Origin of the sequence: Myxococcus sp. MxC21-1, from assembly GCF_032612255.1 — a bacterium.
In the GTDB taxonomy this organism is placed as follows: domain Bacteria; phylum Myxococcota; class Myxococcia; order Myxococcales; family Myxococcaceae; genus Myxococcus; species Myxococcus virescens.
The window spans coordinates 210,673-237,579 of record NZ_CP123278.1; the positions used below are offsets into that span (position 1 = coordinate 210,673).

21 protein-coding genes and 4 pseudogenes are annotated in these 26,907 nt (G+C 70.7%); 4 read left to right on the forward strand and 21 right to left on the reverse strand.

Features of this window, described 5'->3' with window-relative positions; all coding sequences use genetic code 11:
• Positions 1 to 71 precede the first annotated feature (71 nt).
• Positions 72 to 446, forward strand: coding sequence for a hypothetical protein (locus QEG98_RS00955; RefSeq protein WP_316565400.1), 375 nt, complete (start codon positions 72 to 74; stop codon positions 444 to 446).
• A 377-nt stretch (positions 447 to 823) separates the two neighbouring features.
• Entirely contained in the window at positions 824 to 2,416 is a 1,593-nt protein-coding gene (locus QEG98_RS00960; RefSeq protein ID WP_316565401.1) for a methyl-accepting chemotaxis protein, read from the forward strand.
• Between the two features lie 61 nt (positions 2,417 to 2,477).
• Here QEG98_RS00960 and QEG98_RS00965 read toward each other — a convergent pair whose 3' ends face one another.
• From QEG98_RS00965 to QEG98_RS00980, 3 genes and pseudogenes are all read right to left on the reverse strand, one after another.
• Entirely contained in the window at positions 2,478 to 3,134 is a 657-nt protein-coding gene (locus tag QEG98_RS00965) for a formate--tetrahydrofolate ligase (protein ID WP_316565402.1), read from the reverse strand.
• A 68-nt stretch (positions 3,135 to 3,202) separates the two neighbouring features.
• Positions 3,203 to 4,131 (reverse strand): annotated as a pseudogene (locus QEG98_RS00970) (formate--tetrahydrofolate ligase); the annotation flags it as partial.
• Positions 4,132 to 4,372: 241 nt separating this feature from the next.
• Positions 4,373 to 4,789 (reverse strand): hypothetical protein, encoded by a 417-nt coding sequence (locus QEG98_RS00980; RefSeq protein ID WP_316565404.1) that lies wholly within the window; start codon positions 4,787 to 4,789, stop codon positions 4,373 to 4,375.
• 153 nt (positions 4,790 to 4,942) lie between these two features.
• On the opposite strand from QEG98_RS00980, the gene QEG98_RS00985 reads away from it, so the two are divergent.
• On the forward strand, positions 4,943 to 6,487 hold the full coding sequence (locus QEG98_RS00985; RefSeq protein WP_316565405.1) for a sensor histidine kinase: 1,545 nt from the start codon (positions 4,943 to 4,945) through the stop codon (positions 6,485 to 6,487).
• A gap of 7 nt (positions 6,488 to 6,494) precedes the next feature.
• On the opposite strand, the gene QEG98_RS00990 is transcribed toward QEG98_RS00985, so the two are convergent.
• The 8 genes and pseudogenes from QEG98_RS00990 to QEG98_RS01025 form a co-directional block, all read right to left on the reverse strand.
• Positions 6,495 to 7,373: a sulfite exporter TauE/SafE family protein gene (locus tag QEG98_RS00990; RefSeq protein ID WP_316568055.1), complete on the reverse strand. Its 879-nt coding sequence runs from the start codon at positions 7,371 to 7,373 to the stop codon at positions 6,495 to 6,497.
• On the reverse strand, positions 7,373 to 7,546 hold the full coding sequence (locus QEG98_RS00995; protein ID WP_316568075.1) for a hypothetical protein: 174 nt from the start codon (positions 7,544 to 7,546) through the stop codon (positions 7,373 to 7,375). Before QEG98_RS00995 ends, QEG98_RS00990 begins: the two co-directional genes overlap by 1 nt.
• Before the next feature lie 166 nt (positions 7,547 to 7,712).
• Positions 7,713 to 7,766 (reverse strand): annotated as a pseudogene (locus QEG98_RS01000) (hypothetical protein); the annotation flags it as partial.
• A gap of 232 nt (positions 7,767 to 7,998) precedes the next feature.
• Entirely contained in the window at positions 7,999 to 8,703 is a 705-nt protein-coding gene (locus QEG98_RS01005) for an MBL fold metallo-hydrolase (protein WP_316565406.1), read from the reverse strand.
• A 231-nt stretch (positions 8,704 to 8,934) separates the two neighbouring features.
• Positions 8,935 to 10,220 (reverse strand): annotated as a pseudogene (locus tag QEG98_RS01010) (sigma-54 interaction domain-containing protein).
• Positions 10,221 to 10,249: 29 nt separating this feature from the next.
• The gene (locus QEG98_RS01015; protein WP_143043149.1) at positions 10,250 to 11,521 is read right to left on the reverse strand and encodes an FAD/NAD(P)-binding oxidoreductase; all 1,272 of its coding nucleotides are present in this window, start codon (positions 11,519 to 11,521) and stop codon (positions 10,250 to 10,252) included.
• Positions 11,522 to 11,672: 151 nt separating this feature from the next.
• A pseudogene (locus QEG98_RS01020) lies at positions 11,673 to 14,374 on the reverse strand (AsmA family protein).
• 371 nt (positions 14,375 to 14,745) lie between these two features.
• Entirely contained in the window at positions 14,746 to 16,260 is a 1,515-nt protein-coding gene (locus QEG98_RS01025) for an ELWxxDGT repeat protein (RefSeq protein ID WP_316565407.1), read from the reverse strand.
• A gap of 344 nt (positions 16,261 to 16,604) precedes the next feature.
• Between QEG98_RS01025 and QEG98_RS01030 the strand changes: the two genes are divergently transcribed.
• The gene (locus tag QEG98_RS01030) at positions 16,605 to 18,299 is read left to right on the forward strand and encodes a DUF885 domain-containing protein (protein ID WP_316565408.1); all 1,695 of its coding nucleotides are present in this window, start codon (positions 16,605 to 16,607) and stop codon (positions 18,297 to 18,299) included.
• An 8-nt stretch (positions 18,300 to 18,307) separates the two neighbouring features.
• Here the strand turns inward: QEG98_RS01030 and QEG98_RS01035 are convergent, their stop codons facing one another.
• The 10 genes from QEG98_RS01035 to QEG98_RS01080 form a co-directional block, all read right to left on the reverse strand.
• Positions 18,308 to 18,739, reverse strand: a complete 432-nt coding sequence (locus QEG98_RS01035) for a fibril protein (protein WP_316565409.1) — start codon at positions 18,737 to 18,739, stop codon at positions 18,308 to 18,310.
• A gap of 112 nt (positions 18,740 to 18,851) precedes the next feature.
• On the reverse strand, positions 18,852 to 19,829 hold the full coding sequence (locus QEG98_RS01040; protein ID WP_316565410.1) for a 4-hydroxy-3-methylbut-2-enyl diphosphate reductase: 978 nt from the start codon (positions 19,827 to 19,829) through the stop codon (positions 18,852 to 18,854).
• Between the two features lie 109 nt (positions 19,830 to 19,938).
• Positions 19,939 to 20,940 carry a hypothetical protein gene (locus tag QEG98_RS01045; RefSeq protein WP_316565411.1) on the reverse strand — a complete coding sequence of 334 codons (1,002 nt, stop codon included), beginning with the start codon at positions 20,938 to 20,940 and terminating at the stop codon, positions 19,939 to 19,941.
• Positions 20,925 to 21,710, reverse strand: coding sequence for a M56 family metallopeptidase (locus QEG98_RS01050; protein WP_316565412.1), 786 nt, complete (start codon positions 21,708 to 21,710; stop codon positions 20,925 to 20,927). Before QEG98_RS01050 ends, QEG98_RS01045 begins: the two co-directional genes overlap by 16 nt.
• The gene (locus QEG98_RS01055) at positions 21,665 to 22,069 is read right to left on the reverse strand and encodes a hypothetical protein (protein ID WP_316565413.1); all 405 of its coding nucleotides are present in this window, start codon (positions 22,067 to 22,069) and stop codon (positions 21,665 to 21,667) included. Before QEG98_RS01055 ends, QEG98_RS01050 begins: the two co-directional genes overlap by 46 nt.
• Complete coding sequence (locus tag QEG98_RS01060) at positions 22,066 to 22,461, reverse strand: BlaI/MecI/CopY family transcriptional regulator (protein WP_026113917.1); 396 nt, start codon at positions 22,459 to 22,461, stop codon at positions 22,066 to 22,068. The genes QEG98_RS01055 and QEG98_RS01060 overlap by 4 nt, the downstream gene beginning before the upstream one ends.
• A 151-nt stretch (positions 22,462 to 22,612) precedes the next feature.
• Positions 22,613 to 23,428: a sterol desaturase family protein gene (locus tag QEG98_RS01065; protein ID WP_316565414.1), complete on the reverse strand. Its 816-nt coding sequence runs from the start codon at positions 23,426 to 23,428 to the stop codon at positions 22,613 to 22,615.
• A gap of 83 nt (positions 23,429 to 23,511) precedes the next feature.
• On the reverse strand, positions 23,512 to 25,008 hold the full coding sequence (locus QEG98_RS01070) for a hypothetical protein (protein ID WP_316565415.1): 1,497 nt from the start codon (positions 25,006 to 25,008) through the stop codon (positions 23,512 to 23,514).
• The gene (locus QEG98_RS01075; RefSeq protein ID WP_316565416.1) at positions 24,960 to 25,163 is read right to left on the reverse strand and encodes a hypothetical protein; all 204 of its coding nucleotides are present in this window, start codon (positions 25,161 to 25,163) and stop codon (positions 24,960 to 24,962) included. The genes QEG98_RS01070 and QEG98_RS01075 overlap by 49 nt, the downstream gene beginning before the upstream one ends.
• Positions 25,164 to 25,178: 15 nt before the next feature.
• Positions 25,179 to 26,615, reverse strand: coding sequence for a vWA domain-containing protein (locus QEG98_RS01080; RefSeq protein WP_316565417.1), 1,437 nt, complete (start codon positions 26,613 to 26,615; stop codon positions 25,179 to 25,181).
• Between the last annotated feature and the right edge of the window lie 292 nt (positions 26,616 to 26,907).

Here is a 26,907-nt window from a genome sequence, read left to right on the forward strand (position 1 = left end):
ATCCGCTGCACTCCGTGCTGGCGTTGCTCTCCGGTTTGGGCTGGAACAGGGGGCGTATGCGCTTGATGGGGATGATGGCAGGCGGCCCACCGCCCGAAGACGGTGAAGAGGAGAACGTCTTCTCCCGAGCCCGGGGCCCCTCGCTGGCCGAGAAGCGGACTCGGAAGGCCGTGCTGGTGGGGCTGGTGCTGCTGTTGCTCGGCGGCGTCTGGCTGTACCTCCAGGGCGGGGAGAACCGGGCGCTGAACGCGCTGTCTCCCGCGCAGCGGGCCTCGCTCTTCCAGGAGACGCGCGACTCCTTCCGCGAGATGTGCATGGGGGATGCGGGCACCAGCCGCTTCCCGAAGCGCTGCGCGCAGATGGCGGACTTCCTCACCCGCTTCACGGAATGTGACGCGACCTGCCAGCAGGAGATTGCGCCCGCGCTCCAGCGCTCCGTGCGCTGAGACGGGGCTCCACCGGGGAAGCGACGGCCCGCCCTCCTATCCGGAGCGCGCGGTGAAACCGGGCGATGGGTTGGAATGATCTCCCGCAGGTGGGGTCGGGTCCTACCCGTCTTTCACGGCGCTCCGCGTCCGTCTGAATGACACGGGTGGTGAGAGTTACCAGCCCGCAGACAGTTGGCTATCCTACGACGCGCGGCGTGAGCACCGGCCGCGCGGGTTTGTGGCTCCCACGGGAGTTCACGGAAGGATGGCGACATGTGCTGGCGCAGCGGGCCCTGGAAAACGGGGTGGCTCTTCCACAGCCGGATTCTGGCCGCGGCGCGCGGCGGGGAGTCGCGGGCGTTGAAGGGTGCTCACGGTAGCGGGGAGGCCAGCGGGTGCGTCTGAAGCTCAAGCAGAAGATGATGTTGTTGCCGGCCGTTGTCGCGGTGTTCCTGGTGGCCATCCTGGTGGCGTTCATCGCCCTGGGCGCGCGCTCCGGTGGCGTGTACGCGCGCATCAGCAGCTCGCAGGTTCCCACCATCGAGCTGAACCGTGAGGTGATGCACCGCTTCCCGGGCCTGCACCGCAACGTGCTGGCGGCGGTGGCGGCGAAGGCGGGAGGGTTGGAGTCGTTGAGCGCGGAGGTGGACGACCTCCAGTCGAAGCTCGACCTGACGAGGGCCGTACCGGGCGCGAACCTCCAGCGGGTGGATGAACTCAAGTCGTCCCTGGCCACGTACTGGAGGAACTCCAGGGCGGCGGTGACGTTCGCGGTGGAGGGGGACGCGCAGGCGGCGTCCGCGCTCGCGAGGGTGGAGTCCCTGGCCGCGGGGCTGTCCGATGAGCTGGAGAGGGCCGTGGAAGCGGATGGCCAGGCCATCGCGACCTCCTACGCGGAGGTGGCCGGGCTGCACCGCGCCACCACCTGGACGGTGTGCGTGCTGGTGCTGTTGTGCATCGCGCTGACGGTGGGGCTGGCCTACTGGCTGCACCGCGAGGTGACGCTGCCGCTGGCGAAGCTGACCCACGTGGCCACGCGCATCGCGGAGAAGGGCGACCTGACGCAGGCCATCGACGTGAGCGCCCACGACGAGGTGGGCGAGCTGGCGCGCGGCTTCCAGGTCATGGTGACCCGGCTGCGCAACGTGCCCACCACCATCCAGACGGTGGTGACGGACCTGACGACCGCGGCGAAGACGCTGACGCAGGCCAGCCAGGAGCAGGTGAACTTCCTCACCAACCAGTCCCGCAGCCTCACCGAGGCGAGCACCACCATCGCCGAAATCGCGCAGACGTCCAGCATGGCCTCCAGCCGCGCGGAGATGGTGCTCCGCGTGGCGGGACAGGCGGACGCCTTCAGCGCGTCCGGTCAGGAGTCCATCGAGAAGAGCGCCGAGGGACTCCAGCAGATTCGCCAGCGCGTGGGCGCGCTGGTGGGCAGCATCGGGCACCTGAGCGACCAGGCCGTGCACGCCGGTGAAATCATCGGCAGCGTGAAGGACCTGGCGGACCAGTCCAACGTGCTCGCGCTCAACGCGGCCATCGAAGCGGCGCGCGCCGGGGAGCAGGGCCGGGGCTTCGCGGTGGTGGCGCGGGAGATGCGCTCGCTCAGCGGCCAGTCGCTGCAGAGCACCCAGCGCATCGGCAAGATTCTGCTCGAAATCAACCAGGCCATCCGCCAGACGGTGGGCATCGCCGAGGGCGACAGCGAGAAGATGGAGGAGGGCATCGAGCAGGTGCTCGCCTCGGCCAACACGCTGAAGGAAATCACCACCGTGGTGCAGGAGAGCAGTCAGGCCGCGCGCCAGATTGTGGCCTCCGTCACCCAGCAGAACGCGGGCATCGCGCAGATGACGGAGGTGATGACCACGCTGTCCTCCATGATGGCGGACGTGGTGACGGCCACGATGACGGCCGAACAGGCGGTGGCGCAAATCAACGCGTCGCTGGGACAGCTCCAGGAGCTGTCCACCGGCTTCCGCGTCTGACGCCGCCTCGGGGCCGCGCGGGTGCCACCGTCCTGGGTGGCACCCCGGCTTGGGGCTCGGCTCACTCCCCCTGCATCAGCCCGGTGACGCGCCCGTCGTCGTGGACGGTGACGCGGCGGGCGGCGGGCTCGCGTGGCAGGCCGGGCATGGTGAGGATTTCTCCAGTGAGCGCCACCATGAAGCCCGCGCCCGCGGACAGCCGCACCTCGCGCACGGTGAGCGTGAAGCCGCGCGGCCGTCCCAGCTTCGTGGGGTCATCCGACAGCGACAGATGTGTCTTCGCCATGCACACCGGCAGCCCGGCGCCGCCCAGCTCGCGCACGGCGTCCAGGTCCTTCTTCGCGCTCGCGGTGAAGGCCACGTCGTCCGCGCCGTAGACGGTGCGGGCGATGGCGGCGACCTTCTCCTCGGGCGACTGCGCCACGTCGTAGAGGAAGCGCGGCTGGGGCGGCGCGGCGTCCGTGCCGTCCAGCATCTCCAGCACGCAGTCGGCCAGCTCCAGCGAGCCGTCACCGCCCCGCGAGAAGCCGTCACACACGGCCGTCTCCACGCCACGGGCCTTGCCGAAGGCGCGCAGCTCTTCCAGCTCGGACTCGGTGTCCTGCGGGAAGCGGTTGACGCACAGCACGGCCGGCAGGCCGAAGGCGGCCACCGACTCCAGGTGCTTCTCCAGGTGCGCGAAGCCGCGAACCAGGGCTTCGCGGTCCGGCTCGGCCACGCGCGCGGGGAGGCGCCCCCGTGGTGCTTCAGCGCGCGCAGCGTCACCACCAGCACCACGCCCCGGGGCCACAGCCCGCTGCCGCGGCACTTGATGTCCAGGAACTTCTCCGCGCCCAGGTCGAAGCCGAAGCCCGCCTCCGTGATGACTTCATCCGCGTAGGCCAGCCCCATGCGCGTGCCCATCACGGAGCTGCACCCGTGCGCGATGTTGGCGAAGGGGCCCGCGTGCACCAGCGCGGGGCCGCCCTCGCGCGTCTGGGCGAGGTTGGGCATCAGCGCGTCCTTGAGCAGCGCCACCATGGACGCCGCCGCGTCCACGTCCCGCGCGCGCACCGGCTGGCCGTCCCGGGTGTGGCCGATGATGACGCGTCCCAGCCGCGCCTCCAGGTCCTTCAGGCCCTCCGCGAGCGCGAGGATGGCCATGACCTCGCTGGCGGCGGTGATGTCGAAGTGGTCCTCGCGTGGCACGCCCTGCGCCTTGCCGCCCAGACCGACGATGACGTTGCGCAGGAAGCGGTCATTCATGTCCAGCGCGCGCCGCCAGCGCACGCGCGTGGCATCCAGGGCCACCGGCTGACCGTAGAAGACGGCGTTGTCCACCAGCGCGGACAGCAGGTTGTTGGCGCTGGTGATGGCGTGCAGGTCACCGGTGAAGTGCAGGTTGATGTCGGCCGCGGGCTCCAGGCTGGCCTGCCCGCCGCCGGTGCCGCCGCCCTTCACGCCGAAGACAGGGCCCAGTGACGGCTCGCGCAGGGCCGCCACCGCGCGGCGCCCCGCTTGCGCAAGCCCATGGCCAGCGCCACGGACATGGTGGTCTTGCCTTCGCCCGGTGGCGTGGGGTTGATGGCGGACACGAGCACCAGGCGTCCCTGCCGGCCGCCCCGCTTGCCGAGCGCGTCCAGCGACACCTTGGCGCGGTGGGTTCCCCACGGCAGCACGTCTTCGGGAGACAGGCCCAGCTCGGCGCCTACGTCGGTCATGGCTCTCAGCGTCATGCGGGGAATCTCCGTGCGGAACTGGCAGCGGTCAACGGCGGAGACGCGTGCCTGCTACAATTCAGGGCCGTGAAGCCTCTCGCACGTGTGTCTGGATTCCTGCAGGTCTGCATGAGCGGCGTCAGCCCCGTGCTGGCGGCGGACCAGCGCGACATCGAGACGCGGTCCGATGTGTCTGTCGGAATGGATGTCGGGCCCGCTGGTCGCAGGTCCCATCACCGAGGACTGCTCCTAGCGCGCGTCAGTCCAGGCGGAAGCCTTCGGGGGCGCGCGGGTCCTTCCTGTCATACATGTTGAGGTACATCATCACCGGCTCCTCCAGCCCGTCGTAGGTGACGACGTACACGTCGAGCATGCCGCTGCCGAACGGCGAGCCCTTCGACTCGAAGGCGCAGCAGCTTCCTTCCCGCTCGTAGCGGACCTTCTGCCCCTCTGGCCCCCGCAGGTGCTGGAGGTATTCGTGTTCCCCTTCGACGCCGCCGCCCACGTGGATGGGGTCGTCCTTGCTGTAGCCATATCCGGAGGGCGCGCTGGGCGTGGCCTCGGGGGCCGCCGCTTCCGTCGCGGGCTCGTCCGGCCGGGTGGCGCCAGCGGTGGAGGCACAGCCCGTGGCCAGCATGGGCACCAGGAACAGCATCGCGAGGCGGGAGGTCGTCATGTGGCGGAAGCCTACCGCTTTCGCACGGCAAGCGGCCTGGGAGTCGGAGCCCCTTCGGCGGTGGCAGCCGAGCAGGGGGACCCCTTTCATGCCCTTGGCGGGCGCCGCATCTTTCCGCCGGAAATGTCCCGCCAACGAGGCCGAGGAGCGCCCATGTCGAAGGCCCACATCCATGAGGAAGGACGGAGCGGATGGGGCGCGCCGGGGCCTGCCGAGGCCCGTCACCCGAGCGGGTCCGACTTCGCTCCAGCGCTGCTGAGATTGGGGCAGGCGCTCCAGGCGGCGCTCATCGTCGACGCGCACGGACGCGTGGTCTGGATGGACGATGCGCTGACACACGCCACCGGACCGCAGGGTGAGCCCTTTCAGGCGCGTCCCATGGCCGCGGTGCTCGCTCGGCTGCCCTGGCTCGCGCAGGCGATGCGGCCCGCGCTCCAGGGCAAGGCCGGTGTTCACGAGGAGCCGGGCCTGAAGGCCTTCGTCCTGCCCGTGTTCGATGAGCAGGGGACATTGTTGGGGGCCTGCGCGCGCCTCCAGCTTCCTGAGTCCTCGATGGGGCAGGTCGCCGAAGGCGGTGTGACGCGGCACGCGCCGGAGAGCCTGGCGCACATGAACTCGGTGCTGCGCGCCACGTTCGACTCGATTGCGGAAGGCGTCATCGTGGTGGACCTGAACAAGCGCGTCACGGCCTTCAACAAGCGCTTCCTCGACATCTGGGGGCTGACCGAGGAGCTGATGGTGGACCGCGACGCGGAGCGGGTGCTGGTGCGCGCGGCGGGCGGCGTGAAACATCCGGAGTCGTTCACCTCGCGAATCCGGGAGCGCTTCGAGCCGTCCGAAGAGGTGGACGTGGAGACGGTGGAGTTGCTGGACGGGCGCATCCTGGAGCGCAAGTCGCTGCCGCAGCGGATGGGGGGCGCCATCATCGGCCGCGTGTGGAGCTACCGCGAGGTGACGGCGGAGCGGCAGGCCGAAGCCGAGCGCGAGCGGCTGCTGCGCGAAGCCCAGGAGGCCATCCGCGTGCGGGACGACTTCCTGTCCATCGCCGCGCACGAACTGAAGACGCCGCTCACGCCGCTGAAGCTGCACCTCCAGATGCTGCGGCAACACGGCGCCGAGGGGGACGGGGCCTCCGCCCGGCACGTGGACAAGTCGTTGATGCAGGTGAGCCGCCTGACGGGATTGGTGAATGACCTGCTGGACACCTCGCGCATCCAGGAAGGGCGGCTGACGCTGAAGCACGGGCCCGTCGTGTTGCAGGAGCTGGCCCATGACGTCGTCTCCGAGATGCGCCTGTCCAGCGCGCACCACCGGGTCGAGTACGAAGCGCCGGAGGCACCCCTGGTCGTCCTGGGCGATGCGGACCGGCTCGCGCAGGTCCTGGTCAACCTGATGGAGAACGCCTTCAAGTACAGCCCCAGTGGGGGAACGGTTCGCGTCCGGGTGGCTCGGGAGGACCGCCACGCCCATGTCTCCGTCCAGGACGAAGGCATGGGCATTCCGCAGGACCAGCAGGCGCACCTCTTCGAGCGCTTCTTCCGCGCTCGCAACGCCCCCATCTCCGGCTTTGGTGGGCTGGGGCTGGGGCTCTACATCTGCGGGGACATCGTCGAGCGGCATGGCGGCCGTCTGTGGGTGGAGAGCGTGCTGGGCCACGGCTCCACCTTCCGCTTCACCGTGCCGCTGGCGTCCACGTGACGGTGCCTCACCGGGGCAGGGCTTGCGCGGCCTGACGCTGGCGGGCCACGCGCAGGCGCCACACCGTCACGTGAATGCCCACGGCAAGAGGCGCCACGCTCCAGAGCCACAGCCGCTCCGTCCACACGCGCTCACGCAGGGGCGCGGGAACCTGGGCGCTCAGGAGGAAGGCGGCGGTGGTCAGCACGAACACGGCGAAGCCCTTGCGCAGCAGCGTGGGGGACACGCGCCCCGCGAGCCTTCCGCCCACGAGGCTGCCCGTCATCGCGGCCAGGAGGACTTCGCCGGTGAGCATCCAGGGCAGGTCCAGGTGGCCCAGGTGGCCCACCAGGCCGGCGGCGCACTGGAGCGCGATGACCACCAGGGACGTGGCGGTGGCGACGGGCATGGGCAGCCCCGCCAGTGACAGCGCGGGCACGATGAGGAAGCCGCCCCCGGCGCCCACCAGTCCCGACAACACGCCCACCGTGCTGCCCTGTGCGAGCACGCGGGGAGCGGGGAGCGGGGAGACGCTGGTGGCGGCGGGCCCGGCTTCCCGGCGGCGAAGCATGGCCACGGCGGCGGCCACCATGACGCCCGCGAACAGGAGCAGCAGCGTGTCGGGCGCGAGGTGGGGATTGAGCCGGCCACCGAGGAAGGCTCCGCCCATGCCCCCTGCGCCGAACACGAGCGCGGTGCGCCAGCGGACGCGGCCCGCGCGCGCGTGGAGGAAGGCGCCACTGGCGCTGGTGACGCCCACCACCACCAGGGACATGGCGATGGCCGTCCGAGGCTCGACGTCGAGCACGTAGATGAGCAGCGGCACGATGAGGATGGAGCCGCCACCTCCGAGCAGGCCCAGCAGGATGCCCACGAGCGCCGAGCCCGCGATGCCCGCGTACAGCATCACCGCTCGCCTTCCGCGCGCGCGACGGCGAGCAGGTCCCGGTATGTGCGCAGCAGGTGCTCGAAGGCGGCGGTGTCCCGGACATCCGTCGGCCGCGCGGCCTGGAGCGCGTCGAGCACGGCGGTGAGTGCTTCCCGAGACGGGGTCGTCAGGGGGCACGGTGGGCCCTTCATGGGGCGGAGGTGTCAGGGCGCGGTGGAGGCCGTCGAGCAGTCCATCGCGGACGGTGCCCAAGGTGGGCACCGTGTGGGGGACGGGGCGCACCACGGGCAGCCGCGCGGTGTTCCACGCGAGCATCCCGCCTCGCAGGTTCATCACTCGAGTGAAGCCCAGGGTGACCAGACTCGTGGCCGCCCTCGCCGAGCGCGCCCCGGAGCGGCAGATGAGCACCACGTCCGTGTCACGCGGCCGGTGTCGACGACGTCCGGCACCGTGGCCAGCGGGGCGTGCCGGATGCCCGCGACGTGGCCCAGGATGCCGTCGAGCTCGGCGGCCTCACGCACATCGACCAGCGTGAGCTCGGAGGGCAGGCACGCCGCGAGCTGCCCCACGTGCACGTCGCGGTATCCCGCGGGGTGGGGCGTGGCGTTGTCGAAGAGAGGATGCATGAGGGCTCCGCGTGGCTTCAGGCCTGGAGGGAAGGTGGGGGCGGCGTGTGTCCGCAGGCCCGGTTGGCGGGGACGGCCACATCCAGCTTCCGGGGTGGCGGGAGCTGGAGCGCGTTCATCAAGACGATGAAGTCCGCGCGCGTGCGTCCGGCGAGCCGGGGGTTGTGCTGCTTCTCCTCGCCCACCGTGGACATGGCGTGCCCGGCATAGTCGTGGCCGGGGTAGACCGCCGTGTCGTCGGGCAGGGTGAAGAGGACGCGGGTGATGGCGTCGTAGAGCTGGCCCGGGTCGCCGTTCTGGAAGTCCGTCCTTCCGGTGCCTCGGATGAGCAGCGCGTCTCCGGTGAAGAGGCGGCGCTCACAGAGGAAGCTCAGGCTGTCGTCGGTGTGTCCGGGCGTCTCGAGGACACGGACTTCGAGGCCGCCCACGCGCACGATGTCTCCATGGTTCACCGTCCGGTCCACGCAGGGCGCGCCGCGGCTGGAGGCCACCACGGTGGCGCCTGTCCGCTCGCGGAGCACACCCGCGCCGGTGACGTGGTCGGCGTGGACGTGCGTCTCCAGCACCACGGACAACGTGAGGCCCAGCTCCCGGAGGAGCTTCAGGTCGCGCTCCGTCTGTTCCAGCACCGGGTCGATGAGCGCGGCGGCGCCCGTGGCCTCGTCGGCCAGGAGGTACGTATACGTCGAGGTGTCCGCGTCGAAGAGCTGGCGGAAGAGCATCGTTCGCCTCCGTCGGAGTGGGGGTGCGAGGCCGTCATTGCCAGTGATGTGCCAACAGGCGTGGTGATGGAGGTGGCGGGGCTCGGGTCGAGGGGGCACGGGGTGCCGGCACCGCGGAAACGGGCCCTGCGGGCAAGACGGCGTGCTCTCGTGAAACGCACCTGAAACAGGCGTGAAACGTCGTTTGAGGGCCATGCTCGTGGTGTTTCGTGGCCGACGCCCGCCCGTCGCTCAGCGCTCCGCCGCCACACCCAGGTCGCGCAGGCGCCGCCACAGCGTCACGCGGCTGACGCCGAGCAGGCGCGCGGCCTCGGAGCGGTTGCCGCCCGCCTGGGCGAGCGCGGCGCGGAGCCGCTCCGGTTCCAGCGAGGCATCCGGAGGAGGCTTCGTCACGGGAGCGGCCTGCCGCTGCTCGGAGAACTCCGGTGGCAGGTCCGCCTCTCGGACCACCGGGCCTTCGCCAATGACATAGGCGTATTCCATCACGTTGCGCAGTTCGCGCACGTTGCCGGGCCAGGGGTGCTCCTCCAGCAATCGGCGGGCGCCAGGAGAGAAGCGCTCCACGCGGCGGGCGCCTCGCTGGTGCAGTTCCTCCAGGAACCGCAGGGCCAGTGGGAGGATGTCGCCTCGTCGCTCCCGCAGCGTGGGCAGGAAGAGCGGCACCACGCGCAGGCGGTACATCAAGTCCGCGCGGAAGCGTCCCGCCTCCACTTCGCGCCGCAGCGGCCGGTGCGTGGCGGCGATGATGCGCACGTCCACGGGCACGGGCTGGCGGCCTCCCACGGGGATGACGGTGCGTGTCTCCAGCACGCGCAGCATCTTCGCCTGGAGGTCCAGGGGCATCTCCGCCACCTCGTCAAGGAACAGCGAACCCTTGTCCGCGAGGCGGAAATGTCCTGGGCTGTCGCGCACCGCGCCCGTGAAGGCGCCGCGCACATGGCCGAACAGCTCGCTCTCCAGCAGGTTGGGCGGCAGCGCCGCGCAGTTGATGGCGCGAAACGGCCCGCGCGCCCGTGCCGACAGCGCATGCAGCGCGTGAGCGATGTGCTCCTTGCCGGTGCCCGACTCCCCGCGAACGAGCACGCTGGACTCGGTGCGGGCCACCTTCTCGACGATGCGGAAGACGCGCCGCAGCTCGGGCGCCTGGGTCCACAGGCCGTGGAACACCTCCGCGCGACCGTTCGTCTCTTCCACCGCGTCAGGCGAGACGAGCAGGGCCCACCCGGATGCCCGAGGCCCTCGCGCCAGGGGACGGCGCGCACCCGCACGGACTTCGAGCGCCCACCCACGCGCAGGCGGACGGAGGCCTCACGCCCGTTCTTCAAGACGGCGTCCAGCGGCTCCGTGCCATCCGCGCGCCCCAGGACTTGCGCCAGCGGCGTTCCTGCGCGCAGCGTGCCGCCCAGCAGGGCTTCGAGCGCGGGCGTGAGCGCGGTCACCTTCCGCGCGTCGTCCACGAGCAGCACGGGGCCCGCGAGGGCATCCAGGGCGGGGAGCGCGAGGTGGGAGGTGGGCATCGTCGGTGCATAGCCCGGCTCCCGCCGTCTTATGCAAGGCCCCGCATCATGAATGCCCAGTAGAGGCGTGGCAGGCCGTACTTCTTCATCAGCCACATGTCGCGCCGCTCCTGCAGGGTGTCGATGAAGGGGATGGTGGGCGCGGGCTTGCCGTCGTAGTCGAACTCGGCGAGCAGCAGGCGCCCGTAGCCCGTGGTGAGGGGGCAGGACGCGTAGCCGTCATACCGCGCGGGCAGGGGCCGGTCCTTCATGCAGGCCAGGAGGTTCTCCACCAGCACCGGCGCCTGCTTGCGGATGGCGGCGCCCGTTCGGCTGGTGGGCAGGTCCGACGCATCGCCGAGCGCGAAGACGTTCGGATGGTCCGGGTGCTGGAGCGTGTACTTGTCCGCCTTCACCCAGCCGGCATTCGGACCCTCCCGCCAGGACAGCGGGCTGCGCTTGATGAAGTCCGGCGCGCTCTGCGGCGGGGTGACGTGCAGCATGTCGTAGGCCAGCGTGAGGCGCTCCGTCTGCCCGTCGCGCGTGGCCTGGAAGGTGGCCTCGCGCCGCTCGCCGTCCACGGCGATGAGGTCGTGCTGGAAGCGGGGCGTGATGCCGTAGCGGTGCACCACGCCCTCCAGCACGGAGGCGAAGGGCTTCACGCCGAAGATGGTCTTGGCGCCGGAGCCGAAGACGACGCTGGTGCGCTCCATCACGCCGGTGCGGCGGAAGTGGTCCGCGGCCAGGTACATGATTTTCTGCGGGGCCCCGGCGCACTTCACGGGGGTGGAGGGCTGGGTGAAGAGCGCGGTGCCGCCCTGGAAGTTCTGGAGCAGGCGCCACGTCTTGGGCGCGAGCTGGACGTCGTAGTTGCTGCTGACGTGCGGCGTCTTCAGCGCTTCGCGCAGTCCCGCGACCTTGTCCCAGTCGAGCTGGATGCCAGGGGCGACGACGAGGAAGTCGTAGCCCAGGCGGAGGCCCCCGCGGGTGAGGACCTCCCTCGCCTCCGGGTCTATCTCCGTGGCGGCGTCGCGCACCCACTTCACGCCGTGCGGGATGAGGCGGGACTCGTTGCGCACGGTGTCCTCGATGCGCGCCTCCCCGGCGCCCACCAGCGTCCACAGGGGTTGGTAGTAGTGGTGCTGGGAGGGCTCGAGGACGGCGACGCCCTTCTGCCCGGCGCGCGCCAGCCGGGCGGCCACCGTGATTCCGGCGGTGCCACCTCCGATGATGAGCACGCGATGGTGTTCGCGTACCGGCACCACCACGGGGCTGGACGGCGTCACCGAATCCCCGCGGCCAAAGTCCTCGCTCGTCTGCATGTCGCGCGCTCCCTTGTGACGCGTGAAACGGGCAGGAAGCCCTAGCAGGGCGCATGCCACACTCGTCCCCGAGGGCAGGCCCCGGGTGACGAGGTGAACACGTTGTTTCCCGACCGTTTCAGCGTGTTTCAGGGAGCGCGGGCCGCGGGCCCTACTTCCCGAAGAGGCCGCGCAGGCGCTTCTTCGCTTCGTCCTCGGCGCGCTTCTTGGCCTCGGCCTCCAGGCGCGCCTTCTCCTCGGCGGCCTTGGCCTCCAGCTCCTTGCGCCTGGCCTCGGCTTCGGCGCGAAGCTTGTCCTCGCCGCCTTCGATGATGCCCTGGACCTGCTGGCCGCGCTCGCCGCCAATCAGGTTGCCCGCCAGCGACGAGGCCGCCAGCTTCGCGATTTGCGTCACCGCCGGCTTCACGTCCAGGCTGGTGACCTCCGGCTTCCACGCGGGGCCCGTCAGCTTCAGGCCCACGGGGATGGCGGCCGGCGGCGTCACCTTGCCCAGCGTCAGCGTCTTCACCGTGGAGGGTGTCAGCGCCACGGAGCCCGTCAGGTCCAGCGAGCCATCCAGTCGGATGCCGCCGTCGAAGCTCAGCTCCGCCTCCGGCCGCGCCCACGTCAGCGGCTTGGAGAGCTGGGCCACGCCGTCCTTGATTTGAACGCTGAAGGGCAGGTCACCGCCCAGCTTCGTCACCTGCTCGTTCTTCAGGCCCTTGGCCGCGATGGGCAGCGCCTTGGCGAGCGGCTCGGACACCGCGGCCACCAGGTCCTTGCCCAGCAGCTCGCCATCCAGCAGGTCGCCGTTGATGCCGCCGAGCAGCGTCTGCTTGAGCTGGTCGGGCGTGTAGCCCACGCCCTTCACGTCCACGTTGCCGTTGAACTTGCCCGTCACGGCCTTCTGCGGCGTGAATTGCGTCAGCGCCTGCTCCACCGCGACGCCCTCCACCTTCACCTTCGCCTCGAAGGGGCGCTGCTCTGGCAGCGGGCCCAGGCGCATCGTGGTGCCGTCCGCGACGATGCGTCCGCCGTAGACGCCCGTGGAGAACTTCTCCACCGTGATGAGGTCGTCGGTCATCTTCACCACGCCCGTCACCTGGGTCATGGTCATCTCCATGTAGCGCAGCGTGCCCACCGCGAAGCGGATGTCGCCCCGGTAGCCGTTGAAGCGCGTCGGGTCATCCGACGGTGGCTCCTCCGGCGGCGGACCGCCGCGCGCCTGGACTTCCTCCTCGCTCATCATCAGCGCGTCCGCGTCCAGCTTCTGGCTCTTGAGGTCCGCGGAGAACGTCGTCGTCTGCTTCTTCCCTGTACCCGCGAGCGCGAAGGCCGCGCTGCCCGTCATCGTGTCCTCGAGCACGTTCGCGGTGAGCTTGGGGATGTCCACCTTCATGCCGGAGCCCTTGCCGGGCGCGTAGGTGCCCGCGGCGCTCAGGTCCATCCGCTGTCCCGGGGCCTTGTCCACCAGCAGGCCGGGCCGCAGGTCGATGCCGCCCAGGTCCGCCTTCGCGTCGAAGCGCAGGGCGCCGCCCGTGGCCGCCGCGCCGGAGACCCGCGCGGAGAGCTTCATCGCGCCGCCCGCGTCCTTGGTGAGCTGGGCCGGCACGCGCAGCCGCACGGGCGTCAGGTCCACGTTGACGTCGATGGCCTGGGCGTCCTGCGTGCCGCTGCCGCGCACGTCCAGGCCGATGGGACCGGCAATCATCCCGTTGAGCTGCTTGCGCAGCGGCGGGTAGTAGTCGGCGAGCGCGGCCGGGTCCAGGTTGCGGCCCGTCAGCTCGAAGCCCTCCACCGCGGGCTTGTCGGTCAGCAGGCCCTTCACGCTGCCCTTGCCGGTGATGCTCGCGGGGCCCAGGTCCACCTTCAGCTTGTTGAGCGCCAGGTCACCCGTGGTGATGTCGCCCGCGACGTCGGTGTCCATGACGACGTCCAGCGCCTTGCCGCCCTCGGAGCCGGTGAAGCTCAGGCCCAGGGCCTTGATGATGCCCACCAGCTTCGTGGGGCCCTGGCCGCCGGGAACGGCGCTGCCCAGGTCCGCCTGCCAGTCCGCGTCCAGCGTGCCCGCCCGCAGGCCGATGTCCGGCGGCAGGAAGGGCCCAGCGGGGCGAGGTCGATTTTCTGCGCCTTCAGCGTCACGCGCTCGGGCGTGGGGACCAGCGTGGCCGGCAGCGGCGCGGCGTGGAGGGACACCTGGAGGTTCTGGGTGTCCGCGAGCACGGCGGCGGCCAGGTTCACCACCAGCGGCTTGCCCACCCGGAGGTCCTTCACTTCGATGTCCAGGTCCTTCACGCCCAGCTCGCGGGCCTGTGCTCCGGCGCCGCGGTCCACGAAGCGGATGGCGCCGTCGGTGAGGGCCGCGCGCTCCACGTGGACGCCGGAGAGGTCCATGGGCTGCGACTCTTCAGCCGGGGTCTCCTCTTCCTTGGGCTGCTGTTCTTCCAGCCGCTGGAGCAGGCGCTGCACGTTGGTGGTGCCGTCGGCGAAGCGGACCAGGTTGACGGTGAGGCCGGAGACCTCGGCGTTCTTCACCTGGATGTCCTTGCCGCTGGAGGACAGGAGCGGGCCCGCGGCGACGCGGACGTCAATCAGGGCCAGTTGGGCCAGCGGCAGGTCTTCCCCTTCGGCGGGGCCGACGGTGACGTTCTCCACCTGGGCGCCAATGGTGGGGAAGAGCTTGGTGGAGATGTCCCCGATTTCGATGGGACGTCCCAGGAGCTGGGAATAGGTGGCCGCCTGGTCGCGAGCCGTCTTCAGCAGGATGGCGTCCAGTCGCCAGAGCGCCACGGCCACGATGATGACGAGGAGCGCGAAGACTCCTCCAAGGACATAGGGCCAACGGCGCTTCTTCTTCACCACGGTGTCGGACATCGCTTGAAACCTCCTCCAGCGAGCGGGCCGCAGGCGCCGGCCTGTGCGGTACCCGACGGGCAGGCAGACGCTTAGCCCAGCCCCGGCTCGTCCGCACGCGTCAGACGCGCCAGCCCGCGCCGGGACAGCAGCATGACAGTTCTGCCCAAGACGACGCTGGAGGCGGGGAGAAATGCACGGAGGCGTACAATTCGGAGGACGGACGGTCGCTCTGGGAGCACGAAAAAGGGGGCACCAGCCGGCTCCTGGTGCCCCCTGCCACTCGACAGTTCTCCGATGTGGGCACCCGGCGCCAGGAAGGGAAGGGGGCCAACGCCGTCCCGGTTGGCCCCTGGGGCCGGCAGCGCCGAGGGCGGGCAGGCGCCTACCGCTCAGAGCCCGCCGTTGCCGCTCATGTCACACATGCCCGCCGGCCGGATGCGCAGCGCGCGCAGCTCGCGGCCGTAGTCGGCGTTGTCGCTGGCGACGAAGTAGAGGTCCCACCCCGAGCGCACGAAGTTGTTCGGGTCCGAGTGCATGGCCCCCGGCGCGATGCCCTGCACCTCGAACACCCCCGGCTCGCGGGTGTCGCTCACCCACGCCTCCCGGCCTCCGGCCTCCGTGTGGGCGCTGAAGAAGAGGTACTCCTCCACGGCCGTCAGCTCCGCGGGCTCCGAGCCCAGCGCGCCCACGGCGATGTCGGCGTGCAGCTGCGTCCCCGCGCTCGTCCCGTCGCTGCTCCACAGCTCGCGGCCGTGCACCCCGTCATCCGCGACGAAGAAGAGCCGGTCCTTCACCACCGTGAGGCTCGTCGGCTGCGACGGCACCGGGCCCGGGTAGATGTCCTTCACCCGCGTCGTGCCGGACGTGGTGCCGTCGCTGCGCCACAGCTCGAAGTCCGCCCCCCCGGCTCCCGTCGCCGCGCTCAGGAAGAGCTTGTTCTTGTAGGCGACCAACCCCAGGGGCGCGCCGACGAACGTGTACACGTAGCGCGCCCAGCTCGACGTGCCGTTGGTGACGTAGAGCCGCGTCTGCGGCGCATCGAAGTTCCAGGTGAAGAACAGCTTGTCCCCCACCGGCGTCAGGTCGCCCAGCATGTTCTCCTCCGTCCCGTCCACCAGCCGCACGAAGCTGGCGCCATCGGTCCGGTACAGCTGCACCCGGCTCGACTGGCGGTCGGTCGGTGAGAAGATGCTCACCTTGACGTAGAGGGCGTTCGACCCCGCCACCAGCTCGAAGTGGCTGGAGACCAGGTCTCCCTCCGTGCTGAAGTCACGCAAGAGGAAGGTTCCCTCCTCCGTGCCATCGCTGCGCCACAGCTCGCGGCCATGCACTCCATCGTTCGCCGTGAAGTACAGCACGCCGTCGTAGAAGGTCAGGTGCTCCGGGTCCGAGCCCAGCCCACCCGGCGAGATGTCCTTCACCAGCTCCGTGCCCGCGGTGGAGCCATCCGTCTTCCAGAGTTCGCGGCCATGCACTCCATCACTCGCCGCGAAGTACGTCGTCGTCCCGCCCTGGAGGAAGGGGCCCGCGTCCGAGCCCGGGCCTCCGGAGTGCACGTCCCGGAGCGGATGCGTCCCCGAAGCCACGCCCGAGCTCATCCAGGGCTCCCGGCCCCCCACGCCATCCGTGGCGGAGAAGAGGAGGACCTCGTTGCCGTGGGTGAGGTCCCGCGGATGGGAGTGCCCCGCGCCCGGGATGATGTCCCGCACGAGCCGGGCCGTCGTGTCGCACAGGTCCCAGCCGGAAGCCGCACCCAGGCGCGCGGTGTCTTCACGGCTGGCGGCGGCTTCCACCTCCCCGTGCTCCTGGCGAACCGGGTAGGGTGCTTCGACGCCGCATCCGAGGGTGGCGATGCCTGAAACGGCGGACAACAGCAAAGGAAGGCTCTGTGCGCGAAGACGCATACTCACTCCTTGTTGCGGTGGCTGGCTGCGGTGGGGTGCCGCGGTCGCGCAATCTGGCTGGGATGTGACGAAACCCAAGCCGTCCGCGAGTCGGTCCAGGGCTGTCATTGCGTGACAGTCGCCCTCCGCGGGCGCCTCGGCGTACGAGACCGGGGACCTTCAGCCGACAACCCGGGCGAGCGCTGTTCGAAGAAGAAGCATCCAGAGCGCGCTTCCCGCTTTCCGAACCGCCGTCCCATTACGAGACTCGACGCGCCATGCGCATTCGCTCCGCATTCGTCCTGTTGGCCTGTGTCTCCGCTTGCGCTTCGCGCTCGGGGGCCGGGCCGGAGTCTTCCTCGGCCATGCCCACCGCTTCCGTCTCCGCCGCGGATGCCGACTATGTCGTCCTCGCGCGCGAGTACCTGGATTGGTATGCGGCGGCGCATCCCACCCGGGCCACGCGGCTCGGCTATCACATGCATGACGCCCACCTGCCGGACGTCTCTTCGGGCGCGCTGAAGCGCAAGGCGGAGGCGCTGCGCGGCTGGCTGACGCGCCTGGAGCAGGTGGTGGCGCGCGGTGGCCTGTCGGGAGACGCGGCCGTGGACGTGCGCGTGCTGGAGAACGCGATGCGCGCCGACCTGCTGGAGCTGGAGGAGGTGCGCCCCTGGGAGCGCGACCCGGGCTTCTACGTGGGCATCATCTCCAGCGGGTTGGACGGCCTGTCGTCACGCGAGTTCGCCCCCGTGGCCGAGCGCATGCGCGCCATGCGCTCCCGGATGGCGCGCATCCCTGGCGTGCTCGACGCGGCGCAGTTCAACCTGAGCGGCGTGCCGAAGCTGTGGGCGGAGTACGCGCTGCGCGACGCGCGCGGCACCGTGGCGTACCTGCGCACGGACCTGCCCCGGGCCCTGACGGCGCAGGGGTATGCCCAGGTGCCGCTGAGCGAGCGCGCCGCCTTCTCCGCCGCGCGTGAGGAGGCCGCGCGGCAGATGGAGGCCTTCGCGGTGTGGCTGGAGCGCGAGCTGCTGCCCAAGGCGGACGGCGACTTCCGCCTGGGGCGCGAGCGCTTCGAGAAGAAGCTGGCGCTGGAGGAGCACGTCACGCTGGACGCGGACGCGCTGCGCGACATCAACGAGCGCGCCATCCGCGACTACAAGGCCTGGGTGGCGCGCGAGGCAGCCCGGCTGGACGCCACCAAGACGCCCGAGCAGGTGATGGCGGAGCTGGTGAAGGACCACCCGAAGGCGGAGGAGCTGGTGGCGTCGGCGCGGGCGCAGCTGGTGGAGCTGCAGCGCTTCGTGCGCGAGCGGAACATCCTCACGCTGCCGTCGGACCGGCTGCCCGTGGTGCGGGAGACGCCGCCCTACGCGCGGCTGGGCTTCGCGTCCATGGACACCCCCGGCCCCTTCGAGACGAAGGCCACCGAGGCCTTCTACAACATCACCAACGTGGAGCCCGGCTGGACGCCCGAGCAGAAGGCCCAGCACCTGACGTACTTCAACCGCGCGGGCCTGCTGGGCATCACCGTCCACGAGGCCATGCCTGGCCACTTCGTGCAGCTGCTCTACGGCGCGCGGATTCCCACGGACGTGCGCAAGGTCTTCACCCCCGCGTCACTGGTGGAGGGCTGGGCGCACTACTCCGAGCAGATGATGGTGGATGAAGGCCTGGGCAATGGTGACCCGGTCGTGCGGCTGGGGCAGCTCCGCCGCGCGCTCCAGCGGCACGCGCGCTGGTACGCGGCGCTGGCGCTGCACGTGTACGGAGAGCCCGTGGAGGCGGTGGCGAAGCGGTACGCGGAGATTGCGTACTTCGAGCCCTTCCCCGCACTGCGCGAGGTGGAGCGCGGCACGCTCGACCCCACGTACCTGTATTACGCCGTGGGGCGCATGCAGATCTTCAAGCTGCGCGACGACTACCGCCGCCACCTGGAGTCGCGCGGGAAGACGCTGGTGCTGAAGGACTTTCACGACCGGCTCCTCCAGCTCGGGCTGCCGGTGTCGCTCGCGCGAGAGGTGTTCCTGCCGGGCGACACGGCGCCGTCGCTGGAGTGAGCCGCGGATTACAGCTCGATGACCCGGGGCGTCTCCTCCTGCCCCGCCTGCGAGCGGGAGGCGAGCCCCTGGAGGTTGAAGCCGTTGGGCGCGTGCACGGCGCCCGCGGTGTTCGGGTCCAGGTAGAGGCTCACCGGAGCGGCGAGCCCGTCATACGTCACCTCGAAGACCTCCAGCTCGGTGGGCGCGCCGGTGCCGCAGCAGGGGCCCACGCGGCGCCGGGCGATGCGCTGGCCCTGAGGGCCTCGCAGCAGCTCCAGGAAGGCCATCATCCCCCGGTCACCCCAGCCGACGCGGACCGGGTCCTGGGGGTGGAGGCCGTACTCCACCCCCTCGACTCGCGGCGCCGTGGCGCGGGGCTCTGGCGCCGCGGACTTGTTGGTTGATGCACACGCAGCCAGGAAGAGCATCCCGGCACAAGCGGCTCGAAGCAGCGACATTCCGACCCTCCCCACCACCACCGTCCCGCGGGGAAGATGTGGCCGGGTGGCGCTCCGTGCATCCCGGTAGCGGGGCCGGCCGTTCACCGGCGGACGTTGACCGCGCCCGGCGTCACTTCTTCTTCGGCGCCGTCCCCGACATGTCGCGGATGAAGACGCGGTCGATGCCGTGGATGCGCAGGGCCACCAGCTCGTCCGGCGTGACGTTGGGGTAGCCCGCCTCGCGCATCTGCTTCACGAACTCGGGCGTGACGCCGTGGATGCGGAAGGCCAGAATCTGGTCCTGGGTGAGGTCCTTGAAGCCCAGCTCGCGCATCTGCTTCACGAAGTCGGGCGTGACGCGGTGGATGCGGAAGGCGATGACGTCATCCGCGTCTGTGACCTGGAAGCCTAGCTCGCGCATCTGCTTCACGAAGTCGGGCGTGACGCCGTGGATGCTCATGGCCGTCAGCTGATTCCAGGGCAGCTTCGCGAAGCCGACGCCGGAGAACTCCTTCACGCGCTGGGGCGTGACGCGGTGGATGCGGCTCTCGACCAGTTCCTTGAACGACAGCCCGGGGTAGCCCGCGTCGGACAGGCCGCGCACGTACTCGGGCGTCACGTCGAAGATGCCCGCCTGGATGAGCTCCTCCATGCTGAGCTGCTTGTAGCCCAGCGCGGCCAGGGCCTGGATGCGTGCGGTCGTGACGTTGGTCGCCGCCAGCTGGAACTGCGCCTCGGGCGTGATGTCCGAGTAGCCCAGCGTGGCCATCTTCTTGAGGAAGTCGCTGCTGGCATCGAAGCGGAAGTGGCCCGCTCCCTGGCTCTCCTGGAACTGGCCTTCGAAGCGGAAGGTGCCGGCCTCGCGCGGCAGGGTGAAGGTGGTGGCGCCGCCCGTGGTGGACAGTCCCTGGAAGGACGCCAGGGGTTCCGTGAAGCCCATGTTGCGGTGTGGGCCCTGGCGGAGCTGGAGGTTCAGGGTGGATGGGGCGCTGCTCTTGGGCGAGGCCGACCAGGTGCCGCGAGGCTCGAAGGTGGAAGAGGCCGCGATGGCGGAGGTGGCCATCAACAACAGGGCCACGAGGGACAGGCGTGACGACATGAGACGCATGGTGGGCTCCTTCGGGTAGACGCCTCCCGTGCGGCGCGCGTCGGATGGGACGCGCGCCGAGCGGGGGGCAATCGAGACGTGTTGGGTGATGGGGCGCGGGACGAACGGCTTACTTCGAGCCGGTGCCGCGCATCTTTCTGATGAAGTCCGCGTCCACGCCGCCGGTGCGCAGCCGCACCAGTTCGTCGACGGAGAGGTCCTTCAGGCCTGCGTCGTGGAGCTCACCCAGGAAGTGGGCGTCCACGCCCGTGGCGCGCAGCCGCTGGAGTTCCTTCGTATCCATTGTCTGCACGCCCGCCTTGCGAATGCTGGCGAGCCAGCCCGGGTCCACGCCCACGGCGCGAAGCTGCATCAGCTCCCGGGCCTTCAGCTTCGACAGGCCGTGCTTGTTCATCTCCCGGATGTACTCGGGGTTCACGCCCACGGCGCGCAGGTGGGCGAGCTCCTCCAGCGACATGCCGGTGTAGCCAGCGTCCTTGAGGCCACGGACGAAGTCCTCGTCCACGCCCACGGCGCGCGCGTGGGACAGGGCCTTCGGGTCATCGACGTTGAAGCCCGCGGACTTGAGGGACTGGATGTACTCGGGCGTGACGCCCAGGTGCCGCAGGCGCGTCAGTTCCTTCGCTTCCAGCTTCCGGCCGAAGCGCGTGTTCATGTCCTGGACGTAGTCGGGGGTGATGCCAGCGTGGCTCATCCTCACGAGGTTGGAGACGGTCGGCGTGTAGCCCATGGCCGTCAGTTGCTGCACGCGCTCCGGGGTGATGCCCGCGTTCTTGAGCGCGATGAGCTGCGCCACGGAGAGCTGCTGCCCCGCGCCGACCCGCGTCTGCTGGTCCAACTCACGCTGGGCGCGCGAGCCCAGGCTCCGCGCCGGAGGCGCAGGTGGCGGGGTGGGGCCCGGGGCTGACTGGAGCGCCACGGCCGCGACACTGGCCGGAGGAGCGGGAGGCGCCGGGGGCGCGGGCGGTGCCACGGGTGTGGGCGCGGGCGGCACCGGCGGGGTGAGCGAGAGCGCCGGGATGGGCGGAGGCTGGCTGAGGACGGGCTCGTCGCCCGGTTGCGGCGCGGCGTCCGTCTGTCCCAGCAGGAGCGACGTCAGCGGCGCGGCCACGGCCGGCTGCTGACCAGGGTGAGCACGGAGGCACCCGCCGCCCAGCGCGAGGCGCAGCGCGACGTGGGCAGGGTGATGAGCCGCCGCACGCGCTCCGGCAACGAGCCGCCCAGCGCGGACATGGCGGGGCTCGGCGCTCCCGGCAGCACGCGGAGCGTCTCGAGCGCCGTCAGCGCCCGGGCGTAGGAGACGGAGTTGCCGCTGGCGGCCACCGCGACGTCGTCACAGCAGTGCTCCCGCTCGACGCGGATGACGTGGGAAATCCAGCGGACCGCCGGGTGGAAGAAGAGCAGCGTCTCCACCAGCACCTGCGCCAGGTTCACCGCGAAGTCATGACGGCGGATGTGGGCCAGCTCATGGGCCAGCACCATCTCCAACTGCCGGGCAGGAAGGCCCGCCAGGGTGGACACGGGCAGGAGCACCACGGGCGACAGCCAGCCCACCGCGGCGGGCACGTCCACGTCGGAGGACTGGAGCAGCCGCACCGCGCGGCGCAGGCCCAGGCGTCGCGACAGGGCATCCAGCCGCTCCTGCCACGCTTCGGGCGCGGGCAGGGCCCGGTCCGCCATCCGGCGCAGCTTCATCCACTCCGCCGCCATCCGCCCCGAGCACAGGCCCACGCCCGCCACCCACGCCAACACCAGCCAGTGCAGGTGCGCTTCCACCTGGGACAGCGCGCGTTGCAGCAGCAGGCCGGCCATGACCAGGAACGAGCCCAGGCCCGTCAGCAGCGTGCTCTCGAAGCCGCTCGCGGCGCCGTCCTCGGCCATGTCCGCGTCAATCCATGCGGGCGACGCCGCGGCGGGCGCCACTCGCCGGCGGGCCGCGCCACCTGCGTCACCGTCTCCTCCAGGCCCCGCGCTCCCAGCGCAGAGGGCAGGGACTGCGCGCGCGGCATGGAGGTGTCCACCGCCACTCGCGCGGGCGCGCCGTGGAAGTGCTTCCACCCGGAGGCCACCGGCAACGCGAGCGCGAGCACCAGCGCCCCACAGGCCAGCGCGTAACGTGCATGCGCCGCGCGCCGCCCCACCGTGACGAGCGCCACCGCCAGCGTCAGCGCCACCAGCGTGCCCTGCCAGAGCGAGTGCAGCAGCGCCCACCCCAGGGACTCCATCAGCAGCCGGCTCATTCCTCGCCTCCTTCCAGGGTGTCGAGCAGCCGGCGCAGCTCCGCCAGTTCCTCGGGACGCGTCTTCTTCGACGACAAGGCCTGCATCGCCAGCCGCGCCGGAGAGCCACCGAAGGCGCGGTCCACCAGGTCCGTCACCAGCTGCCGCTGGGTGCGCTGCTCCGTGGCCCGGGGCCGGTACACGTGCGCGCGCTGGGACTCGTCACGCTCCACCAACCCCTTCTCCGTCATGATTTGCATCAGCTTCAGCACCGTCGTGTACCCGGTGCCCTCCGGCTCGTCGCGGGTGAGGGCTTCGTGCACCTCGCGCACCGTGCTGTCGCCGCGCGCCCAGAGGACCCGCAGGATGGCCAGCTCCCCATCCGTGGGACGCGGCAGCTTCGTCTCACTCATGATGCTTCCTTCCGTGACTCGATTGCCTGGACCTATATTACGAATGGGTTCGTAGATGTCAACGAAGCCCTTCGTAGATGCGGTCCGTCAAAAGCCCCCTGCCTCTGGGTGAGGGAGGGGGCTTGGGGGGATTCAGGCGGGTGCCTGGCCGTCAGCTTTCCTGCCGCGTCGCGGGCTCCGGCGGCGTCTGGGCGGCGGCCTGATTCTCCCAGAAGCGGCGCGGGTGGCCGTCACCGCGGGTGCCGCCGGAGAGCCGGTCCACCCAGGGATACCGCTGGGCCTCCTCGGCCGTGTAGCCCAGGTTGAAGACGGTGGGGCTCTTGGGCTTGTCACCCGACTTCTCGTAGAAGGTCCCGAAGAGGCGGTCCCAGAAGTAGTTGGTGATGCCGTAGTTGCCCTGCTCGTTGTGGAAGTGGTGCGACAGGTGCAGCCGCTTGATGTCCTTCAGGAACTGGGACTTGGGCGTGTAGTTCAGGTGCTGGATGCAGTGGCAGAACTCATAAAAGCACGTAATCACCATGGCCCAGCCCAGCGCGGCGGCGGCGCCCGCCTTGCCGCCGATGAGATAGCCAATGGGGGCAATCACGCCGCCCACGGTGGGGAGCACGTTGGCCAGCGCGCCGAAGAGCACGCGCAGGTCGTGCGGGTCCTGGTGGTGGTCGAAGTGGATGCGCTTCCACGTCGCCGCGGTGAGCGGTGACTTGTAGAGGAAGCGGCTGTGCAGGATGTGCTTGTGCACCAGGTACCAGCCGAAGGGGAACGCCACGCTCGCGGCGAGCATCGCCAGCAGCATGCGCAGCGGGTTCTCGAACCACTTCACGGCCAGGACCAGGCTGATGATGCCCACGGTGATGTAGGCCACCACCGCGTAGTAGGTGAAGAACGAGTAGATGAGGTCGCCCAGCGTCATCCGGTCCAGGTTGTGCTTGCGGTTCTTCAGGAACGAAAAGGGTGCGCTGACTGCCACGGTATCCTCGCAGGGAGCCGCTGCCCCCCAGGGAGGCAGACGAAGCAGGAGTGTGTGCGCGCCGTACCCGCCGGCCACGGGGCTTACGGCGGTGCTGTCAGTACCAGGGGCCCTTGAAATTGCCGCATCCTGAAGGGCGCCCCATAGCGTTTTCCTGGAGCAGGTGAGAAGCAACCCTGCTGAATGAACAGGCGGTGTGTTGCCTGCCTGCCCAGAAGCCCGCCCAGGCACGGGCTTCCTTCGCGTCCGATAGCAGCCCACTTTCCTGGAGGCCAGGATGACTTTCCGGGAGGCGCGGATGGCGGAGCACGAAGGGCAGCAGACACCCAGGACGAAGGTCCGCAGGCGCAGGACACCGACTCCCAAGGCAGTGCGCACTGGTGAACGGAACGCCGGGCAGGACCGGGGCAGCATCGCCCTGCGTCGCACGGCGTCAGAGTACCGGGCCACGGCGGAGGAGCAGGCGGCGCGCGTGCGTGAGGAAATCGAGGCGGCGCTGGTCCAGGCCCGCAGCACCCGCGAGGCCATTGAACAGCGCATCGCGGATCAACTGCACGCGCCGCCGGTGAGCCACACGCCCCCGCCGCGGCGCAAGCGCGCCACCCGGGCGTCCCGGAAGAAGTAGCGCGTCGTTCAGGGGCGACGCGCGTGGGGTTCGGCGCGGCCACGGGGGCGACGTCGTCGGGCCCCGCGCTGGAGGAGGGCTCCCCCAGCTGCTTCAGCTTGCGCGCAAGGTCCGCGGCCTGCGCGCCCTTGGCACCCAGCTCGTTGCCCTGCACTCCGATGAAGGAGACCCGGGCCCGCTCCAGCAGCGCCACCTGCGCGTGGAGCTGGGCCAGCAGCCGCTCCTTGCGGCGGGCCAGCACGTCCAGGTGGTTGAGCTCCTCACCCAGCGAGGACGCGGCCAGCTCCAACTGCCGGCGGGCCACCGCGTCCTGCGTGGCCGCGGCGCGCTCCCGCAGCTCGCGCACCTGGGCGTCCACGTCGTTGGCCACCACGGAGCCGAGCTGCGCCTCCAGCCCGAAGTGGACCTCCGCCAGTGAGAAGCTGTCGCCCGTCATCTTCTCCAGCACGCCCAGCAGCTCCGTGCGCCCGGTGCTGGGCGGCATCTTCGTCACCACGTCCTTGCATTGGCGGTAGAGCGTCAGCGCCCGCGTGGCCAGGGTGCGCGAGTCGCCCTTGAGCGCGTCCTGCAACTGGCGGCCCCTCGCCTCCACCGCGTCCAGCTCCACGCGGAGGTGGGCCGGCAGCGTGCCGATGCTCCAGAAGAGGCCCACGACGAGGAAGCCCACCAGCGCCGACAGCAGGCCGTCGCTCCCCAGGAAGCGCGCCTCCAGCACCTGTTGGACGTAGAGGCCCAGCGGGACGAGCACGCCCGCGGCGGCGGCGCTGGTGGCCACCGCGGCGGGTTGTCCTGGCTGCTCCCGTCCATGGCCCAGCCAAGCCACCAGCGCCGCGGCGAGCGCGCCCGCGAGGCTCACGGGCAACGGCTCCGGGGCCCGGAAGAAGTAGGGCAGGGCGGGCAGCACCGTCAGCGCCAGGCGCAGCGCCAGGGGTGGACCCCGGTGGGCTTCACGCACGCCTGCGCCGCGGCCACGATGGCGAGGTACTCCGGTGTCAGGTGCAGGTGCGGAACGGCCCCCGCGACCAGGCCCATGCAGGCGGCACCTCCCAGCGCGCGGAGCGTGCGGGTCTCGAACTCCTCGCGGTGGAAGTACTGCACGGAGAGGGCCATGGGTTCACCGTCCTGCTAGTACGAATTGTTCTGGCCGAAGTTCTTGATGGACTTCTTGAGGAGGTTGCGCGACTCGGCCTGCGCCTCCTCCGCGCTGGACGCTCCGGCCAAGGCTGCCTGGGAGCGGTTCACGTCCGCAAGCTCCCCGGACAGCGCGGCCGCGGAGGTGCCGAAAATGGTCCGGGCGTTGTCCAGCAGGCTACGGGCCTTCGCCTTGTTGCCGCGCTTCATCTCCTCCGCGGCGGCCACCATGTGCTGGGTTCCCAACGCCCGGACCGCATGGACGCGCACCTCCTTGTCCAGGTAGTCGCGCACGAGGTCCAGGTCGCTCGTCACCTCCGCGGTGAGCTGCAGCGCCGTCTCCGCCGGCAGGTCACGCGCCACGTCGACGTAGTGCACCCGGGCGTTCAGCAGCGCGAGCGCGCCGGCGGTCCGCGGGGTGTTCAGCGTCAGCTTCGCCATGATGCGCACCGTCTGGGCGCTGGCCATGTCGTACAGCGGCACCTTCAGCACGTTGCCCTCGCGGAAGGACGTCATGCCCATGACCTCCACGTGCCGAACCTCGGGTGGGACGTCCAGCCGCAGCTCCACCATTCGCGCCACGGTGCTGGTCGCCTGGTCCAGCTCGCGGGAGAAGACCTCCGCCAGCCGCGCCGAGTCGTCGATGAAGCCGGAGAAGCCGCCCCCCTGCTCGGCCATGCCGCGCATCAGCGTCTCCTGGTAGTCCCGGCCCACGCCCAGCGCGCTGACGGTGATGCCGTCGCGGCGCAGCTGGCGGACCTGGTCCAGCAGGCCCGGCTCGGACACGATGCCCGTGGTGGGCTGTCCGTCGCTCAGCAGGATGGCGCGGCTGACGCGGTATTCGCGCATGTGGGGCCGCAGGGCGTTGGCCGCGGCGTCGAGCGCGCCGCTGATGTTGGTGCTGCCGTCATCCTGCAGCCCGGAGATGAGGGTCAGCAGCTCCGCGCGCGCTTCTTCCGTCATCCGCTGGCTGGGCTGCACCCGCACGTCGGTGCCGTAGTCGATGAAGGCGAGCCGGTCCTCGGGCGTCAGGCGCTGCACCAGCTCCGTGGCGGCGCGCCGGGCGTCGGCCAGCTTCTGGCCGTTCATGGAGCCGGAGCGGTCCAGCACCAGCGCCAGGCTGACGGGCACCCGCTGGCCGGTCTCCGCCGGGCGCGCCTTCAGCTCCAGCCACGCGAAGGCCTCGCTGGGCCCCGTCTGCACGTACGCGCCGGACAGCTTGCCCGCCATGTTCAGGGCGCCGTCCTCCGGCTTGGACGTCACCAGCGACAGCGTCCGCGTGGCGGGCGGGTCCTCCGGGCGCCGCACCGTGTGGCTGGTGTCCGTGACGGCGGGAGGCGGCGGTCCGGGCGGCGTGGGCGGTGTGCCCAGCAGGAGCGCACCCACGGCGAGCACTCCCGTCGCGGCGACCAGCAGCAGTGAGCGGTTCATTCAGGGCCTCGAGGTTGGAGGGATGCGGCACACTCGCCTGGAGTCACCCGAGGCCGCATCGGTCACCAGGAGGAGGGTCCACCCGTTGCCCGATACGACCTCCGGCCACTGGCGCAGGCACCGGGTACGGATGCGGTGACCGCCCAGATAGCTCGTGCGCCACAGCGGAGACATCGCCTCGGCTCGCCGCGCGCCCCGCGGAGCCCCGGGCGCTGTCCCTGGAGACCGCCGCCGTGTGAGGCGCGAGGCCGCGGGCTCCAGACATCAACTCCTTCGCGCGTTGTAGTCCGCG